This window comes from Citrobacter sp. 172116965 (assembly GCF_013458095.1).
GTDB lineage: Bacteria > Pseudomonadota > Gammaproteobacteria > Enterobacterales > Enterobacteriaceae > Citrobacter > Citrobacter braakii.
In genome coordinates, this window is sequence record NZ_CP046673.1 from 109759 (window position 1) to 127141 (window position 17383).

Below are 17383 nucleotides of genomic sequence, written 5' to 3' on the forward strand. Positions count from 1 at the left end.
TGATCTTTATGATTGATAAAATCATATTTACTGTAACACCTATTTATTCTATTCCACCACGTGGTGCCGCAGCAGTTGAGACCTGGATGTATCAGGTTGCCCAAAGAACCAAATTCCCTAATCGTATTGTCTGTATAAAGAATGAAGGATATTCTGATTATTCTTACGTAAACGAAAGATGTAGTATTCATCGTATTGGATTTAGCTCGGTATATAAGCGTATTTTCCAAAAGTGGACTCGGCTGGATCCGTTACCTTATTCAAAGCGTATACTGAAAGTTGCCGAAAAGTTTGAGATAACCGATCAAAGTGTGATTGTTGTCCATAACAGTATGAAGCTATATCGACAAATTCGTTCGCAAGCTCCTCAGGCTAAAGTTGTGATTCATATGCATAATGCGTTTGAACCTAAGTTGCTTGATAAAAAAGTTAAGATGATCGTACCAAGTTTGTTTTTGAAGAACTATTATCAATCTTATCTTCCTGAAGCTGATATTGTTATTGTGCCTAATGGTATTGACCTGGATATCTATCAATCGTCATATGAATCAATATCAAAAAATAAATTAAATATTTCCCCTGAAAGCAAGGTGGTATTTTTTGCTGGACGTATAGTCCCTGATAAAGGCGTTCTCTTACTTCTGCAGGCTTTTGAAAAGTTGCTGCATGAGAACAAAAATCTGAAGCTTGTGGTTGTTGGTGATCACATGGAAGTAAGTAAGAACGATAAAGGTGATTATCAGCGTGAAGTTCGGGAAATAGCTGAGCGCCTCAAACCACATTGTATTATGTTAGGTAGTATCTCACCCGAGAAAATGCACTATTACTATCCACTGGCAGATATAGTTGTGATTCCTTCTCAATTTCAGGAGCCATTTTGTATGGTGGCTATTGAGGCTATGGGCGCTGGAAGACCTGTATTAGTCAGTACTCGAGGCGGCATGGTTGAGTTTGTTAAAGATAAAATTACAGGCTATCACCTTACAGAGCCGATGACTGCAGAAACTATTGTTCAGGATATTACCAGGGTAATGGCGGAAAGTAGTTTAGCGGATACCGCCCAACGAGGTCAGCAATATGTCTTTGGAAACTATAGTTGGTCTGCGGTTACACAACGGTTTGAAGAGGTTATTTGTAACTGGTTCGAGTGATAAAAAGGCTACATAAAGTAGCCTTTTTTTACTATTTTATTTATTCTTCAGCGCTAACAGAAAACCTGCAAAAATACCCAACAGATCTAACTCAATCTGCTCAACGTTGCCGCGTATAATAAAATAACCGAAAAATGAAAGTAAAATTATTATATAAGCATTGTATGGGGAATAGTAATTCTCCCTGAATGCATGCGTAACACATTCTCTCACAATGCTAGTGTACACCAGTATTAAACCCACAAGTCCAAGTAATCCTGTACCAAACCATACAAAAAGAATAAGGTTGTGTGGTCCAATTGACTCGCGGAATGTCCAGTTTGGATAATCAACAACACGCTTGTTGTATACAGTTTTATAAGCGTTATTACCAAAACCATAACCAATAACTGGATTTTCTAAGATTAGGTCAAACGCACTTCCTTGCGTACCGTTAGTATAGCGATATGAACTGTCAGTTTGCTGCAATTTAAAGGTCAGTTTTTCTGACATATCTTTGTGTGAAAATATAGCTGTCAGAGCAACAATAGCTACGAGGATTCCTACAGTAAGCAATCGCCATTGTTTGTACATGATTATCCATGTAAGAGCAATAATAAATACAGATAACCATGCGCCACGGGACAATGTTCCAAGAATTAAAAAGGTGTATATCGCCCCTAACAACAGGAATAATATACGGTATTTCGCTGATTTAACGAGCCATAGATTCAGAAGCACTGGGAATAAAAACACCATTGCATCTGAAATTCCGCGATGTTGGTAATTAGTAAAAGGCATGATTCCTTGCTGATAGTCCTGATAATAAAGGACAAGTTCTGAAAGGCATCGCAAACTAAGAGCTGTAAGGAACGAGAAGAATATCAACTTTGAAATGGTTTCTTTGCTTTCTTCTCTTAGTAATACAGGGATCGCAATAGTGCATAATAAGACATTTTCAACAACTGAGTTGTTTATCTCTTTCAGGCTAGCTTTTAGTTCAGGAGTGAACACTAAAGAGACGAAGGTAGCGATTACAAGAAATGATATACTTGCAAAAACAAATGTTTTAAAAATAGGAATATAATGTCGAGGATTCTTACATAAATAAACAATCGTTGTGATAGTCATCAGTATGACAATCAAATGTTTATAACGCGTAATACCACCTAAGAAATAGGTGGCGACAAACAGAAATATAAGTCCTCTATTCCAGTTTATCTTCCAGTTTTTTTTCTCATCTAAAAAAAACTTTGTTAAAGCCATCATTTCTCCGACACTTACAGACAATTATTTAAAAAATCGCAATTAATTGATTTCAATACGGTCGAAGAACGTAAGTCTGAAAGATTTTCACTTCCTGAGCGACATACCACTTGATTCTTCCCATACCCACCAATCAATCCTGGGTCCGTTGGACCGTACAACGTAATATTTGGGCGATCCAGTGCAGCGGTTAAATGACTCAGGCCTGTATCAACCGACACCACAAATTTTGCCCCCGCCAGTACGCGAGCGACCTCTCCCAAAGTCATCCGTGGAAGAACATCAACATAAGAAAAACCATTTGCCAGCCTACGGGCTCGTGCTTCTTCATGAGGAGCACCCCATGGCAGTTTAATACGTATGCCAGCGTTATTTAACAAGCCAATTAGCTCCCGCCAGTTGGCTTCTGGCCAGTGCTTATCATCACGCGTTGTGGCATGCAGAAATACGGCATACTGGCCCGCATCAGCATTACGTTCTTTCAGAAAATGCTGAGCGATAGCATAATCACCCTGCGACTGGGGCCTGGAATATCCCAGACTTTTAGCGAACAATTCACGCGTACGTTCTACCGCGTGCTGCTGTTTGGCAATGTGATGTTTGCGATTATAAAACAGGCTCGCCAATGGTTCGCGCGCCGTGCTCCAGTCCATACCATGCTTGATGCCACGTGCCAGACGCGTAACCAACGCCGCGCTTTTTACCAGACCCTGCGCATCAATTATCGCGTCATACTGCTGTAAACGCACCGCATCGCGAAAGGCTTTACGCTCGGCTTTAATCGGCGCTGAAAACCAGTCTTTACGCCAGCGGCGGATCGCCACTGGAATAACCCGGTCAACGGCTGCATGCCAGGATGGGATCTGCGCGAAGCCTTCTTCCACTACCCAATCAAATTGAATATCCGGCATGACCTGCTGCGCATCGGTTAATGCCGGTAACGTATGCAGTACATCGCCCATAGACGATGTTTTAACGATCAATACCCGCATCCGTCAGGCTTCCTCTTGTAACAACAGGTCGTTGAGTTCTTCCAGCACGCGCTGGGGTGTGATGTCAATCAGGCTCTGATGATAGCCTTCTGCTGCATCTCCCTTGCGTACTTTGTGATAGCCCGTAATCAAGCGAATCACGCGCGCCTTGTGTGAAAGCGGCGGAGTAAAATCCGGGCTGCTGGGGCCATATAACGCTACCAGAGGTCGATTCAACGCTGCGGCAACGTGCATTAATCCAGAGTCGTTGGTGACCACCGCTTTGCAGGCGGCGAGCAGAATGACGGCCTGCTCCAGCTGTGTTTCGCCCGCCAGATTACGGCACCAGGCCTGCTGATCAACGCTCAGCGTCGCCAGGATCTCATTTCCGGCGTCATGGTCTTTTGCAGAGCCAAAAAGCACAATCTGATGGCCTTCATCGATCAGTTGCTTCGCCAGGTCTGCGTAGTGGTAATGTGGCCAGCGTTTCGCTGGACCAAATTCCGCACCAGGGCAAAAGCCGATGATGGGGCGTTCGGCAGAAAGGGAAAACTGGCGACAGGTCAGGGACTTTTCACCTTCACTTACTTGCAACTGCGGCCATAGCAGAGGCTGCGGCAAATCTTTAGCTGACAGCATTACGCCTTTATCATAGGCCAGGGCTACATAGCGTTCGACCATCAGCGGCCAGGCATCTTTATCCAGCACGCGCGCATCGTTTAGCAGGCCGTAGCGCATTTCACCACGCCAACCGGTACGATGGGGAATGCCAGCAAAGAACGGTACCAGCGCGGATTTAAACGAGTTAGGCAGCACATAGGCGCGGTCATAGCGTTTTTCACGCAGGCTATGACCGAGTTTACGCCGCTCGCCGATCTCCAGCGCGCCGTGTCCCAGCGGCATGGCGATAGCTTCGTTAACTTCAGGCATGCGCGACAATAACGGACGGCACCATGCAGGTGCCATCACGTCGATTATCGCCTGGGGATAGCGCGCCTTAAGCGTGCGATAGAGACTTTGCGACATCATCATGTCGCCCACCCAGGACGGGCCTACCACCAAAATTTTCATACTTACGCGTCGCGGTTCAGCCAGGCCATATATTCCGTTACACCTTCAGCAACGGTTTTAAACGGCTTGTCATAGCCCGCAGCGCGCAGATTAGTCAGATCGGCCTGGGTAAACGCCTGATAGCGACCTTTCAGTTTTTCCGGGAATGGGATGTACTCAATGCTGCCTTTTTTGTGGTACGCAAGCGTTGCATCGGCAACGGCCTGGAAAGATTCCGCACGACCGGTACCAAGGTTAAAGATGCCGGAAACCCCGTTTTCCAGGAACCACAGGTTCACCGCAGCCACATCGCCTACGTAAACGAAATCACGCTTGAAGTTTTCACTGCCTTCGAACAGTTTTGGTGTTTCGCCATTGTTGAGCTGGGTGTTGAGGTGGAAAGCGACGCTCGCCATGCTGCCTTTATGGCCTTCACGCGGTCCGTAGACGTTGAAATAGCGGAAGCCAACAATCTGAGAATTGGCTTCTGGCAGGATCTGACGAACGTACTCGTCGAACAGGAATTTTGAGTAGCCGTAAACATTCAGCGGTTTCTCATATTCACGGGATTCGATGAAATCAGAAGTACGACCGCCGTAGGTGGCGGCAGAGGACGCATACAGGAACGGAATTTCACGCTCCAGGCAGTAGTGCAACAGCTCTTTGGAGTATTGATAGTTGTTATCCATCATATACTTGCCGTCCCACTCGGTGGTGGAGGAACATGCGCCTTCGTGGAAGATCGCTTCGATATCGCCGAAATCTTCTCCGGCCATAATCTGGATCAGGAAGTCTTCCTTGTCCATGTAGTCAGCAATATTCAGATCCACCAGGTTAACAAACTTGGTGCCATCTTTCAGGTTGTCCACCACCAGGATGTCGGTGATGCCTTTATCATTCAATGACTTGACGATGTTGCTGCCGATAAAGCCCGCGCCGCCGGTAACGATGATCATAAATGTAACCTTCGAATTTTGGAGTCAGAGACAATCTCAGACACTAATGTCTGTAATCATACCATCACATCGGCATCCCTTCAGCCTCTTAAGTAAGATGGTGGGTCGGTAGAAGGCCTATAAACACCAGTATAATAATGCTTATTTAATGGTTATTAAGTCTATTAAATTAATCTTAAATGTACTTAGTTTTTTTATATCCATCTATGTATATTATATGTACAAAAACAAAAACTATGTGATATAATATTTTTTTTATTAATGGTTTGAAAATGGTTATGAAATCGTCTACCACTATTGTGACAGCATATTTTGATATCGGTAGGGGGGAGTGGACTGTTAATAAAGGCTTCCGTGAAAAACTTTCCCGATCTTCTGATGTCTATTTTGACTACTTCAAACGGTTAGCCGCTTTAGAAAATGAAATGGTTATTTTTACTTCGTCTGAGTTTGAAGACAGAGTTGCGGAAATACGCAAAGGTAAGCCCACAAAAATTATAACCATAGATTTAGGTAAAAAATTTAAGCATATTAATAATAAAATAAGACAAATCCAGCAGGATGATACCTTTAAGAATAAATTAGAGACGCGACAGCTAGGTAACCCTGAGTACTGGTCTCCAGAATATGTGTTGATCAATAATTTAAAAGCATATTTTGTAGTGAAGGCCATAAATGCAGGCTTAGTTAATACTCCGATGGTTGCCTGGGTAGACTTCGGATATTGCCGTAAACCGCAGGTTACTCGCGGATTAAAAGTATGGGACTTCCCTTTTGACCGTAATAAAATGCATCTCTTCACGATTAAAAAGGGTCTGGTTATATCATCCAGAAAACAGGTTTTTGATTTTATGATCGGAAATCATACTTATATTATCGGCGGCGCTATTGTTGGTTCACCAGAGAAATGGAAAGAGTTTTACTCATTAGTCACTGAGTGTCAAAAAGAGACTCTCAGAAATAATATTGTTGATGATGATCAGGGTATTTTTGTCATGTGTTATTACAAGCGCCCTGATCTATTAATGCTTAATTACCTTGGTCGGGGCAAATGGTTCGATCTGTTCCGTGTTTATCGGCGAACCGCTTTAGGTGCAAAACTCCAGGCATTGCGAATTTTTCTCACTCGAAAGTAGTGGCTTGAATGAGATTGAAGGGTTACCTAACCAGATAGAATGCTGCAAAGGCATTCTTCTGCTATTGCTGTTGTTTTTTTATGATTTTTTATAAAATCCAGCCAATTCAATTGGTTGAGATTCAGTGCGTCCAATGAATCCATACGACGGCATCACTGATTAGCCATGTGGGTATACGTGATTTATGCTTCATTTTGAAGAAGTGATGATGCGTCATCTCGTATCAGCGTATAGCTTTGGGTAATATGTGCTGAAATTTGCCCAGTCTGGAGAATTGAAATGCGTGGGGATTTTTACAAACAGTTAACGAACGATCTCGAAACCGCACGTGCGGAAGGATTGTTTAAAGAAGAGCGCATTATTACGTCTGCCCAGCAGGCGGATATCACCGTGGCGGACGGAAGCCACGTTATTAACTTTTGTGCGAACAACTATCTGGGGCTGGCTAACCACCCGGAACTGATTGCAGCTGCAAAAGCAGGTATGGATTCTCACGGATTTGGTATGGCTTCGGTCCGCTTTATTTGCGGTACCCAGGACAGCCATAAGCAACTGGAGCAAAAACTGGCGGCATTCCTCGGTATGGAAGATGCCATCCTTTACTCTTCCTGCTTTGACGCCAACGGCGGCCTGTTTGAAACGCTGCTGGGTGCAGAAGATGCGATTATCTCAGATGCGCTCAACCACGCTTCTATCATTGACGGTGTTCGCTTGTGTAAAGCAAAGCGTTTCCGTTACGCCAACAACGACATGGTCGAGCTGGAAGCGCGCCTGAAAGAAGCGCGTGAAGCGGGAGCCCGTCATATCCTGATCGCCACCGATGGCGTGTTCTCTATGGATGGTGTGATCGCTAACCTGAAAGGCGTTTGTGACCTGGCGGATAAATACGACGCGCTGGTCATGGTTGATGATTCCCATGCTGTCGGCTTTGTCGGCGAAAATGGTCGTGGCTCACATGAATACTGTGACGTGATGGGGCGTGTGGACATCATCACTGGTACGCTGGGTAAAGCGCTCGGCGGCGCATCTGGCGGGTACACCGCAGCGCGCAAAGAGGTTGTTGAGTGGTTGCGTCAGCGTTCCCGTCCGTATCTGTTCTCCAACTCATTGGCTCCTGCAATTGTTTCTGCCTCCATTAAAGTGCTGGAGATGGTCGAAGCAGGCAGCGAGCTGCGCGATCGCCTGTGGGCGAACGCACGTCAGTTCCGCGAGCAAATGTCTGCCGCAGGCTTTACGTTAGCGGGAGCGGATCACGCAATTATCCCTGTCATGTTGGGGGATGCGGTAGTGGCGCAAGAGTTCGCCCGCGAGCTGCAAAAAGAGGGGATTTACGTTACTGGATTCTTCTATCCGGTGGTTCCAAAAGGTCAGGCGCGTATTCGTACCCAGATGTCTGCAGCGCATACCCCTGAGCAGATTACGCGTGCTGTTGAGGCGTTCACACGCATTGGTAAACAACTGGGCGTTATTGCCTGAGGATGTGAAATGAAAGCGTTATCCAAACTGAAAGCGGAAGAGGGCATTTGGATGACCGACGTTCCTGAACCGGAAGTCGGCCATAACGATTTGCTGATTAAAATCCGTAAAACAGCCATCTGCGGGACTGACGTTCACATTTATAACTGGGATGAATGGTCGCAAAAAACCATCCCGGTACCGATGGTCGTTGGACATGAATATGTCGGCGAAGTTGTTGGCATCGGCCAGGAAGTTAAAGGCTTTAAAATCGGTGATCGCGTTTCAGGCGAAGGTCATATCACCTGCGGGCATTGCCGTAACTGCCGCGGTGGACGTACTCACCTGTGCCGCAATACGACCGGTGTTGGCGTAAACCGTCCTGGCTGCTTTGCAGAATACCTGGTGATCCCGGCATTTAACGCGTTTAAAATTCCGGACAACATCTCTGACGACCTGGCGTCTATCTTCGATCCGTTCGGTAATGCGGTGCATACGGCGCTGTCGTTCGATCTGGTTGGGGAAGATGTGCTGGTTTCCGGCGCGGGTCCAATCGGTATTATGGCGGCAGCGGTTGCCAGGCACGTTGGCGCACGCCACGTGGTGATTACCGATGTTAATGAGTATCGCCTTGAACTGGCGCGTAAAATGGGCATCACTCGCGCGGTCAACGTGTCGAAAGAGAGTCTGACCGACGTGATGGCTGAACTGGGCATGACCGAAGGGTTTGATGTCGGTCTGGAGATGTCCGGCGCGCCGCCAGCGTTTCGCACCATGCTGGACACCATGAACCACGGTGGCCGTATTGCTATGCTGGGTATTCCACCATCAGACATGTCCATCGACTGGACTAAAGTTATCTTTAAGGGATTGTTTATTAAAGGTATCTACGGTCGCGAGATGTTTGAGACCTGGTACAAGATGGCCGCATTGATTCAGTCTGGTCTGGATTTGTCGCCGATTATCACCCATCGATTCTCCATCGATGAATTCCAGCAGGGCTTTGACGCGATGCGCTCGGGCCAGTCAGGGAAAGTGATCCTGAGCTGGGATTGAATGCTCGACTTGTATTAAATGCTACCAACGGCCAGATTCTTTATTCTGGCCGTATAAAGAATAAATACTATTTGCCACGAAGCTTTCTGGATAAAGATCTTATCGCTTCTTTGAGCCAGATGAGCTTATAGATTAATCCTTTTCCTTTGATGTTAATATGATATTTTCGCTGCAAAGCTAAAATATCATTAGCCTGGCAAATCTTCATATTTCCCTTACAGGATAAGTCAATTATTCTTAATTCACCGCCTGGCGTACGAATGAAATTTCCAGGGTGGATATCATTAGATGCCAACCCGGCTTTGTGAAGGCGCAGAACGCACTGCTTCACTTCATCGGCATTCTTATGGTTAATTTCTTTTAAAGGAGTGCCTTCAACATATTCATGAATAATATAAACATCATGACACTGACGAAGTCGTACTTTTTCAGCGGCATAGTAGAGATCGGCTGTACAGGCGCGCATTTCCGGGGAGAGTGTGTCCAGCTTCTTGATGAGCCAGGAATAAAAGGGGCCGGAGATAAAATTCTGCATTTTTTTCTCAAATCGAGGATCAACTTCACGGTCGTTTTTGATGATAAATTTTTGTGAGTTGTACTCGACCAGTTCTACACTGCGCATGGCGTTACCACTGCTCAATGGTTTGCCACTGATTTCTTTGTTTATATACTTATTCATCAGTGACTTAAGGTCTGTTTTGGTCTCTTTGCAATAGACCGTATAACCTTTCTCATGTGTCTTACTGATGGCCATCACTTTCCTCAATATCAGTGTACATCGCGCGTTAATTTACAGGGGTATAGTATACAGGTTGTGTCCCTCAATATGTAGACGATCTGAGCTATCACAGCCCGCTGAACTCAGGCGCCGCATGGCATTTTCCCATACTGGTTGCTTTCGCTGCGCCGCTTCTGAAAATTAAACGTTCTAGCCTTAATAATTCCTTAATGAAACTGTAGTAAAAGTCATCAGTGTACTGACAAACTTGGGTTATCTGATGAGAAACCGCACAAATATGTTGAGTGTTATTATTCCGTTGTATAACGCGGGTGATAGTTTTCGGGGTTGCATGGAATCTTTGATCGCACAGACATGGGCTGCGATAGAGATCATTATTGTGGATGACGGTTCAACGGATAACTCTGTTGATATTGCAAGACATTATGCTGATAACTATTCCCATGTCCGGTTGTTACATCAGGCTAACGCCGGGGCATCTGTCGCGCGTAATCGTGGTCTGGCAGTGGCCAAAGGGGATTATGTTGCATTTGTCGATGCCGATGACCTGGTTTATCCCAATATGTATGAAACCCTGATGACCATGGCGCTTCAGGATGACCTCGATCTGGCACAGTGCAATTCTGATTGGTGCATTTTCGAAACGGGGGACACCTGGCAATCAATACCGACGGACCGTCTGCGGTCTACGGGTGTATTGACCGGCCCCGACTGGTTACGTATGGCATTGGCTTCACGCCGTTGGACGCATGTGGTCTGGATGGGGGTTTATCGCAGAGATGTTATCGAGAAAAACAAGATAGCGTTTATTCCAGGGTTGCATCATCAGGATATTGTATGGACGACGGAGTTTATGTTTAACGCCAAACGTGTGCGATATACCGAGCAATCATTGTATAAATACTTCTTACACGATCAATCAGTTAGCCGTCTTAAAAGACAAGGCTTAAAAAATCTCAATTACCAACGCCACTATATTAAAATTACACGGTTATTGGATAAGTTGAATCGTGAATATGCGGGTCGGATTACTATTTATCCGGAATTTCATCAGCAAATAACCTATGAAGCATTACGCGTTTGCCACGCAGTACGCAAAGAGCCGGATGTCCATATTCGTCAACGCATGATTGCAGAGATTTTTGTCTCTGGTATGTATAAACGCATGATTACTAACGTACGCAGCGCCAAAGTTTTGTACCAGGCGCTACTATGGTCATTCCGTCTCTGGAAATGGCGCGATAAAACATCCTCGCCTTCTCGTATTGCCCGTAAAACGCTTAATTTACGTTAGCGTTCATAGCGCTGGGTGAGGATGTATTCCCCCAGCCCTGCCATTGCAGGCGTATGTACTGCACCAGCGTGCTTTGGGTGATGCTTTCACCGAGCACGCTGAAGAAGCGGCTGGCGTAAACCGGCTCTAACGGCTGCTTCGGTTTGCATAATCTCACCCCGCGGAAAGGATTACGTGGCGCATCAGGTTTACCATTCTTCGGCGGTGTAAGGTTTGGTCTGGAGGTGTCTACCTGTGGTTCATTGAGCAGGCTGCTTGGGCGAACCAGCGTAATGTCCGCAGGCAGGTTATAAAGCATCTGCTGCAGGACGCGAACCGTCGAAGGGTGAGGATGCCCAATGGCAATTGCTGAACCGTTGCGGCGCGCAAGCTCAACGGCACGATTAAACTGACGGCGAATATCGGCTTCGTTTTGCGTGTCATCCAGGAAGACTTTGCGTTTGATAACCTTCACGCCGGTTCCTGATGCTGCGCGCATTGCCTGACTGTTGCCGATGGTCATACTGTCCAGGAAGTAGAGATCGTAGCGTTCCAGCGCCTGCATCACCTTCTGCATACCGAACAGGCTGGAGGTCATCGCGCTGCCCATATGGTTGTTCAGCCCGACCGCATTCGGTACTTTGCTTACCGCGTCGCGAATAATCCGCTCAATCTCTTCGCTGCTCATTTCCGGGCGCAAAGTATCTTTCTCTAACGGCTGTTTGCTCAGCGGCGCCATCGGCAGATGGATTAACACTTCATGCCCGCTGTTATGCGCTTTAATCGCCATTTCACGCGCGTGTGGGGCATTAGGCAGAACGGCAACGGAGAGGGTGGAAGGCATCGCCAGAACCTGATTTTCGGTGTGTGGACGATAGCCGAAATCATCAATAACGATGGCGAGTTTGCCAGCAAAAACAGGTGTTGCGAAGGCCAGCACGCTGGCGAGAGAGAATAATAGACGACGAAATTGAGGCAAAACTTATCTTCCCAACCACGGCTGTGGATTGACCGCCTGACCCTGGCGACGAATTTCGAAATAGAGTGCCGGCCTGCCCTGTCCGCCGCTGCTACCCACAAGTGCAATAGGCTGCCCGGCGCGAACCTGCGTACCGACGCTGACCAGCGCGCTCTGGTTATAACCGTACAGGCTCATATCGCCTTTACCGTGCTCAACGACGACCACCAGGCCGTAGCCCTGCAACCAGTCCGCCAGAATGACGCGACCATCGGCAATGGCTTTAACTTCGGTGCCTTCGGATGCGCCAATAACCATCCCCTTCCAACGTAGCTCACCTTGCAACTGTTCGCCATAACGATGTAGCGTTGGACCACGAACGGGCCAGAATGCCTGGCCGCGTGGGGAACCTAAACCGCCGGTACGGGACATCAGTGATTTTTCGCTTTCGGTTGGCTTGTAGGTTGAGCCTTTCCGTGACGCATCCTTCTGTTTGTCACGTACGGCCTGCGCCTCGCGAGCTTCACGTTCCGCGCGTGCTTTGGCTGCGGCTTCGGCGCGAGCAATGCTGTTGCGCAGGCGTGATTCGTTGGCGCGCATTTCGCCCAGTTGCTGCTGACCCTGCTGAATCGATGACTCCAGACCCGAGAGCGTCTTCTTGCGTTCATTACGCGCCTGCTCCAGCTTAGCCTGCTGAGCGCGCTGTTCGTACAGCAACGTCTGTTGTTCGCTCTGCTTATCTTCCAGCTCGGCTTTTTGCGAGTCGACTTCTTCGCGGGTTTGTTTCAACTGCGCGATGGTTTCCTGCCGCGCCTGGTTCAGATAGCCGAAATAGGCCTGCAGGCGTTGCCCGCGCTGGCTCTCTTCCCCGCTCAGAATGAGCTGAATACCGGTGTGTTCGCCCTGGCGAAACGCTGCGTCAAGTTGGGCTGCCAGGCTACGCTCTTGCGCAGCCCGCTGTTTTTCCAGCTTCGCGAGGGCGGCATTCATCTCTGTAATTTGCGCATTCAGCTGCGCCAGCGAGTTTTGCGTTTCGCGTAGTTGCCTGGCGGCAACGGCGATGGCCTGTTCCTGAGCTTTAAGTTGAGCGAGGAGAGTGGAGCGTTGTTGTTGTTGTTGGCGTACCGCGCGTTCTTTTGCCGCGATATCAGCCTGAATAGATTTGAGCTGATCGCGCTCGTCCGCGTGGGCGGAAAAGGCGCACAGCAATACGCCAGCGCTAAGCGCGCTGGCGTAGAACAAGGGCCTGACTGAAAGCTTTTGCAGTTTCACGGCCCAAGTGATGGTATTAATCGCCTTTCCCCTCATGGGGAGGGATTATTCCACGATGAACAGCGGCTTACCAGTCATCTCTTGCGGGATTTCCATACCCATCAGCGTCAGCATCGTCGGGGCGATATCAGAAAGTTTGCCGCCTTCAACTGCTTTGACGTTTTTACCACCGACATAAATCAGCGGAACGGGCAGGTTGGTGTGTGCTGTATGCGCCTGACCGGTGGACGGATCGCGCATTTGCTCTGCGTTACCGTGGTCCGCGGTGATCAGCAGTTGGCCGCCAACGGATTCAACCGCTTTAGTCACCTGCTCAACGCAGTGATCCAGCGCTTCAACCGCTTTAACCGCAGCTTCCATCACCCCGGTGTGACCAACCATGTCGCCGTTCGGGTAGTTACAAATGATGGTGTCGTATTTTCCGCTCTGAATCGCAGCAACCAGCTTCTCGGTCAGCTCAGCAGAGCTCATTTCCGGCTGCAGATCGTAGGTCGCGACTTTCGGCGAGTTGATCAGGATGCGATCTTCGCCTTTGAACGGCTCTTCTACGCCGCCGTTAAAGAAGAAGGTCACGTGGGCATATTTTTCAGTTTCGGAAATACGCAGCTGCGTTTTGTCATTCTTCGCCATCCACTCGCCAAGGGTGTTGGCCAGAGACGCTGGTGGGTAAGCAACAGCCGTTTTGATGTCGGCTGCGTATTCGGTCAGCATCACAAAGTTGAGGTTAACGACTTTCTTACGGGTGAAGCCGTCGAAGTCAGCGTTAACAAACGCACGGGTGATTTCACGCGCACGGTCAGCACGGAAGTTCATGAAAATCAGCGTATCGCCGTCTTCCATGGCGGCTTCAGCCTGGCCTTCAGCACGGATCACGGTCGCTTTCACGAATTCGTCGTTTTCGTCGCGGGCATAAGCAGCCTGCAGGCCTTCAACAGCCGTAGCGAACTGGAACTCGCCTTTTGCCAGCGTCATCAGGTCATAAGCCTGTTCAACGCGATCCCAACGGTTGTCGCGGTCCATGGCGTAGTAACGACCGATGATGGACGCTACGCGGCCTTTGCCCAGCGCGGCAAATTTCTCTTCGAATTTCTGCAGCGAATGTTCAGCGCTGCGCGGCGGGGTATCACGGCCATCAAGGAAAGCGTGCAGATAGATTTTCTCAGCACCGCGTTCAGCTGCCATTTCGACCATCGCCATGATGTGATCTTCGTGACTGTGAACGCCGCCAGCAGAGAGCAGGCCCATGATGTGAACCGCTTTGCCGCTATTTTTTGCCTGGTCGACCGCATCGGTCAGCACTGGGTTAGCGAAGAAAGTCCGTTCTTTAATTTCAACATCCAGACGGGTCAGGTCCTGATACACGATGCGGCCCGCGCCCAGGTTGACGTGACCCACTTCGGAGTTGCCCATCTGGCGATCGGGCAGGCCGACTTCCAGGCCAGAGGCATCAATCAGGGTATGCGGACGTTTTGCCCACAGAGCATCCATTACCGGGGTTTTGGCATTAAAGATGGCGTTATCCTGGCTGTCTTCACGATAGCCATAGCCATCCAGAATCACCAGTACCATAGGTTTTTTAGAAACCGACATTGCGACAACCTCACACTCAATAGACAAAAATAATTGCGTAATTTTACTACAGCTGAATCGATAAAATAGCCCCAGAAGATCAAATAATCGACCAGAGCGTGTCGCAGAGGGCGCGGATTTACGTTTTTTTTTCCGTAGCGCCCCGCAAAAATGCAATCCAATGCACGCTCTGGCTGTATTTGCGCCAACGCGCAGGTATACTCCTTTCCTGGTTTTTTAATCACTAAGTCGGGAGTTGTTACCCCCCATGCAAGAAATTATGCAATTTGTTAGTCGCCACCCTGTATTGAGTATCGCCTGGATTGCGTTACTGGCGGCTGTATTATTTACCACGTTTAAGAGCCTGACTTCGAAAGTGAAGGTAATTACGCGCGGAGAAGCCACTCGTCTTATCAACAAAGAAGATGCGGTGATTGTGGATTTACGTCAGCGCGACGACTTCCGCAAAGGCCATATCGCGGGCTCCACTAACCTGCTGCCGAGCGAAATCAAAGCCAACAATTTTGGCGAGCTGGAAAAACACAAAAACAAACCTGTTATTGTGGTTGATGGCTCTGGTATGCAGTGCCAGGATTCAGCAACTGCGCTGATTAAAGCCGGTTTTGAGCAGGTATCTGTACTGAAAGACGGCGTAGCGGGCTGGAGTGGCGAGAATCTGCCACTGGTTCGCGGCAAGTAATTTACCCGTCTTCTTTCATGCCTCAGGGTAAAAGAACACTGGAGATAAGTCATGGCCAATATTGAGATCTATACCAAAGCGACCTGCCCGTTTTGCCATCGCGCAAAGGCGCTGTTGAACAGCAAGGGTGTGAGTTTCCAGGAACTTCCGATTGACGGCGATGCCGTGAAGCGTGAAGAGATGATCAAGCGCAGTGGCCGTACAACGGTTCCGCAGATTTTTATTGATGCACAGCACATTGGTGGTTGTGACGACTTGTATGCGTTGGATGCACGTGGTGGACTGGATCCACTGCTGCGTTAAGGCGTACCGAAGTATTTAAAGGACAACACTAAAGGGTTTTCTCAACATGTCAGAACAAAATAACACTGAAATGGCTTTCCAGATCCAACGTATTTATACCAAGGATGTGTCTTTCGAAGCGCCAAATGCACCACATGTTTTCCAGAAAGATTGGCAGCCAGAGGTTAAACTGGATCTTGATACCGCATCTACCCAACTGGCAGATGATGTGTATGAAGTAGTGCTGCGTGTCACCGTAACGGCTTCTCTGGGTGAAGAAACTGCGTTCCTGTGTGAAGTTCAGCAGGGCGGTATTTTCTCCATCAGTGGTATTGAAGGGACTCAGATGGCGCATTGCCTTGGTGCATACTGCCCGAACATTCTGTTCCCGTATGCCCGCGAATGCATCACCAGCCTGGTTTCCCGCGGTACATTCCCGCAACTGAACCTTGCGCCGGTCAACTTTGATGCGCTGTTCATGAACTATTTACAGCAGCAGGCTGGCGAAGGTACTGAAGAACATCAGGATGCCTGATGAACCAAAGTAATGCTTCAATGACTGTGATTGGTGCCGGCTCGTACGGCACCGCTCTTGCCATCACCCTGGCAAGAAATGGCCATCAGGTTGTCCTGTGGGGCCATGATCCGAAACATATCGCGACCCTCGAGCACGATCGCTGCAACGTCGCGTTCCTCCCTGATGTGCCTTTTCCCGAAACGCTGCGCCTGGAAAGTGATTTAGCCACTGCGCTGGCCGCCAGTCGTAATATTCTGGTGGTGGTGCCTAGCCACGTCTTTGGCGAAGTGCTGCGCAACATCAAACCGCTGATGCGTCCTGACGCGCGTCTGGTCTGGGCGACAAAGGGTCTGGAAGCGGAAACGGGACGCCTGCTGCAGGACGTCGCGCGTGAAGCGCTGGGGAATTCTATTCCACTGGCGGTTATCTCCGGTCCGACGTTCGCCAAAGAGCTGGCGGCGGGCATGCCGACGGCGATTTCTCTGGCCTCGACGGACGACACCTTTGCTGACGATCTCCAGCAGTTGCTGCACTGTGGCAAGAGCTTCCGCGTTTACAGCAATCCGGATTTCATTGGCGTGCAGCTTGGCGGCGCGGTGAAAAACGTTATTGCGATTGGCGCGGGGATGTCTGACGGCATCGGTTTCGGCGCGAATGCGCGAACCGCATTGATCACCCGTGGACTGACCGAAATGTCTCGCCTTGGCGCGGCGTTGGGTGCCGATCCTGCCACCTTTATGGGGATGGCGGGTTTAGGCGATCTGGTGCTGACCTGTACCGACAACCAGTCGCGTAACCGTCGTTTTGGCATGATGCTCGGCCAGGGGATGGACGTGCAGGGGGCGCAGGACAAGATTGGTCAAGTGGTTGAAGGCTACCGCAATACGAAAGAAGTTCGTGAATTGGCGCACCGTTTTGGGGTTGAGATGCCAATAACCGAGGAAATTTATCAAGTATTGTATTGCGGAAAAAACGCGCGCGAGGCAGCATTGACGTTATTAGGCCGTGCACGCAGGGACGAGCTGAGTCGCCACTAGCTGTAAGGAACTGTTG

Annotated in this window: 17 protein-coding genes; 9 read left to right on the forward strand and 8 right to left on the reverse strand. The window is 48.7% G+C overall.

The features are described from left to right. Positions 1-8 precede the first annotated feature (8 nt). On the forward strand, positions 9-1151 hold the full coding sequence (locus GPJ68_RS00525; protein ID WP_172452818.1) for a lipopolysaccharide N-acetylglucosaminyltransferase: 1143 nt from the start codon (positions 9-11) through the stop codon (positions 1149-1151). Between the two features lie 36 nt (positions 1152-1187). Here GPJ68_RS00525 and rfaL read toward each other — a convergent pair whose 3' ends face one another. Genes rfaL through rfaD form a run of 4 tightly spaced genes read right to left on the reverse strand, consistent with a single transcriptional unit; the run spans position 1188 to position 5373 of the window. Further along, complete coding sequence (rfaL, locus tag GPJ68_RS00530) at positions 1188-2396, reverse strand: O-antigen ligase RfaL (RefSeq protein ID WP_104651737.1); 1209 nt, start codon at positions 2394-2396, stop codon at positions 1188-1190. A 14-nt stretch (positions 2397-2410) separates the two neighbouring features. Further along, positions 2411-3388 (reverse strand): lipopolysaccharide heptosyltransferase RfaC, encoded by a 978-nt coding sequence (gene rfaC / locus GPJ68_RS00535; protein WP_104651738.1) that lies wholly within the window; start codon positions 3386-3388, stop codon positions 2411-2413. 3 nt (positions 3389-3391) lie between these two features. Further along, on the reverse strand, positions 3392-4438 hold the full coding sequence (gene rfaF, locus GPJ68_RS00540) for an ADP-heptose--LPS heptosyltransferase RfaF (protein ID WP_016154975.1): 1047 nt from the start codon (positions 4436-4438) through the stop codon (positions 3392-3394). Positions 4439-4440: 2 nt separating this feature from the next. Next, entirely contained in the window at positions 4441-5373 is a 933-nt protein-coding gene (gene rfaD / locus GPJ68_RS00545; protein ID WP_003827312.1) for an ADP-glyceromanno-heptose 6-epimerase, read from the reverse strand. Positions 5374-5651: 278 nt separating this feature from the next. Between rfaD and yibB the strand changes: the two genes are divergently transcribed. The 3 genes from yibB (at position 5652) to tdh (ending at position 9020) form a co-directional block, all read left to right on the forward strand. Further along, entirely contained in the window at positions 5652-6509 is an 858-nt protein-coding gene (gene yibB, locus GPJ68_RS00555) for a protein YibB (protein WP_103284485.1), read from the forward strand. Between the two features lie 279 nt (positions 6510-6788). Continuing rightward, positions 6789-7985: a glycine C-acetyltransferase gene (gene kbl, locus GPJ68_RS00560; protein ID WP_046275754.1), complete on the forward strand. Its 1197-nt coding sequence runs from the start codon at positions 6789-6791 to the stop codon at positions 7983-7985. Positions 7986-7994: 9 nt separating this feature from the next. Continuing rightward, complete coding sequence (gene tdh, locus GPJ68_RS00565; RefSeq protein ID WP_046275753.1) at positions 7995-9020, forward strand: L-threonine 3-dehydrogenase; 1026 nt, start codon at positions 7995-7997, stop codon at positions 9018-9020. A gap of 67 nt (positions 9021-9087) precedes the next feature. Here the strand turns inward: tdh and rfaY are convergent, their stop codons facing one another. Continuing rightward, on the reverse strand, positions 9088-9774 hold the full coding sequence (gene rfaY / locus GPJ68_RS00570; protein ID WP_047502168.1) for a lipopolysaccharide core heptose(II) kinase RfaY: 687 nt from the start codon (positions 9772-9774) through the stop codon (positions 9088-9090). 244 nt (positions 9775-10018) lie between these two features. On the opposite strand from rfaY, the gene GPJ68_RS00575 reads away from it, so the two are divergent. Continuing rightward, positions 10019-11053, forward strand: coding sequence for a glycosyltransferase (locus GPJ68_RS00575; protein ID WP_101700435.1), 1035 nt, complete (start codon positions 10019-10021; stop codon positions 11051-11053). Here GPJ68_RS00575 and GPJ68_RS00580 read toward each other — a convergent pair. From GPJ68_RS00580 to gpmM, 3 genes are read right to left on the reverse strand one after another with little or no spacing between them, the layout of a single operon-like run. After that, on the reverse strand, positions 11040-12011 hold the full coding sequence (locus GPJ68_RS00580) for a divergent polysaccharide deacetylase family protein (RefSeq protein WP_104651739.1): 972 nt from the start codon (positions 12009-12011) through the stop codon (positions 11040-11042). The two genes, GPJ68_RS00575 and GPJ68_RS00580, sit on opposite strands and share 14 nt — an antisense overlap. Positions 12012-12014: 3 nt before the next feature. Beyond that, positions 12015-13274: a murein hydrolase activator EnvC gene (gene envC, locus GPJ68_RS00585; RefSeq protein ID WP_230330234.1), complete on the reverse strand. Its 1260-nt coding sequence runs from the start codon at positions 13272-13274 to the stop codon at positions 12015-12017. 33 nt (positions 13275-13307) lie between these two features. Then, entirely contained in the window at positions 13308-14852 is a 1545-nt protein-coding gene (gpmM, locus tag GPJ68_RS00590; protein WP_047501311.1) for a 2,3-bisphosphoglycerate-independent phosphoglycerate mutase, read from the reverse strand. Positions 14853-15099: 247 nt separating this feature from the next. Between gpmM and GPJ68_RS00595 the strand changes: the two genes are divergently transcribed. From GPJ68_RS00595 to gpsA, 4 genes are read left to right on the forward strand one after another with little or no spacing between them, the layout of a single operon-like run. After that, on the forward strand, positions 15100-15531 hold the full coding sequence (locus GPJ68_RS00595) for a rhodanese-like domain-containing protein (protein WP_005120473.1): 432 nt from the start codon (positions 15100-15102) through the stop codon (positions 15529-15531). Positions 15532-15582: 51 nt separating this feature from the next. Beyond that, on the forward strand, positions 15583-15834 hold the full coding sequence (gene grxC, locus GPJ68_RS00600; protein WP_003024152.1) for a glutaredoxin 3: 252 nt from the start codon (positions 15583-15585) through the stop codon (positions 15832-15834). Between the two features lie 46 nt (positions 15835-15880). After that, positions 15881-16348, forward strand: a complete 468-nt coding sequence (gene secB / locus GPJ68_RS00605) for a protein-export chaperone SecB (RefSeq protein ID WP_003024155.1) — start codon at positions 15881-15883, stop codon at positions 16346-16348. After that, positions 16348-17367: an NAD(P)H-dependent glycerol-3-phosphate dehydrogenase gene (gpsA, locus tag GPJ68_RS00610; RefSeq protein WP_016154966.1), complete on the forward strand. Its 1020-nt coding sequence runs from the start codon at positions 16348-16350 to the stop codon at positions 17365-17367. Before secB ends, gpsA begins: the two co-directional genes overlap by 1 nt. Positions 17368-17383: the final 16 nt, after the last annotated feature.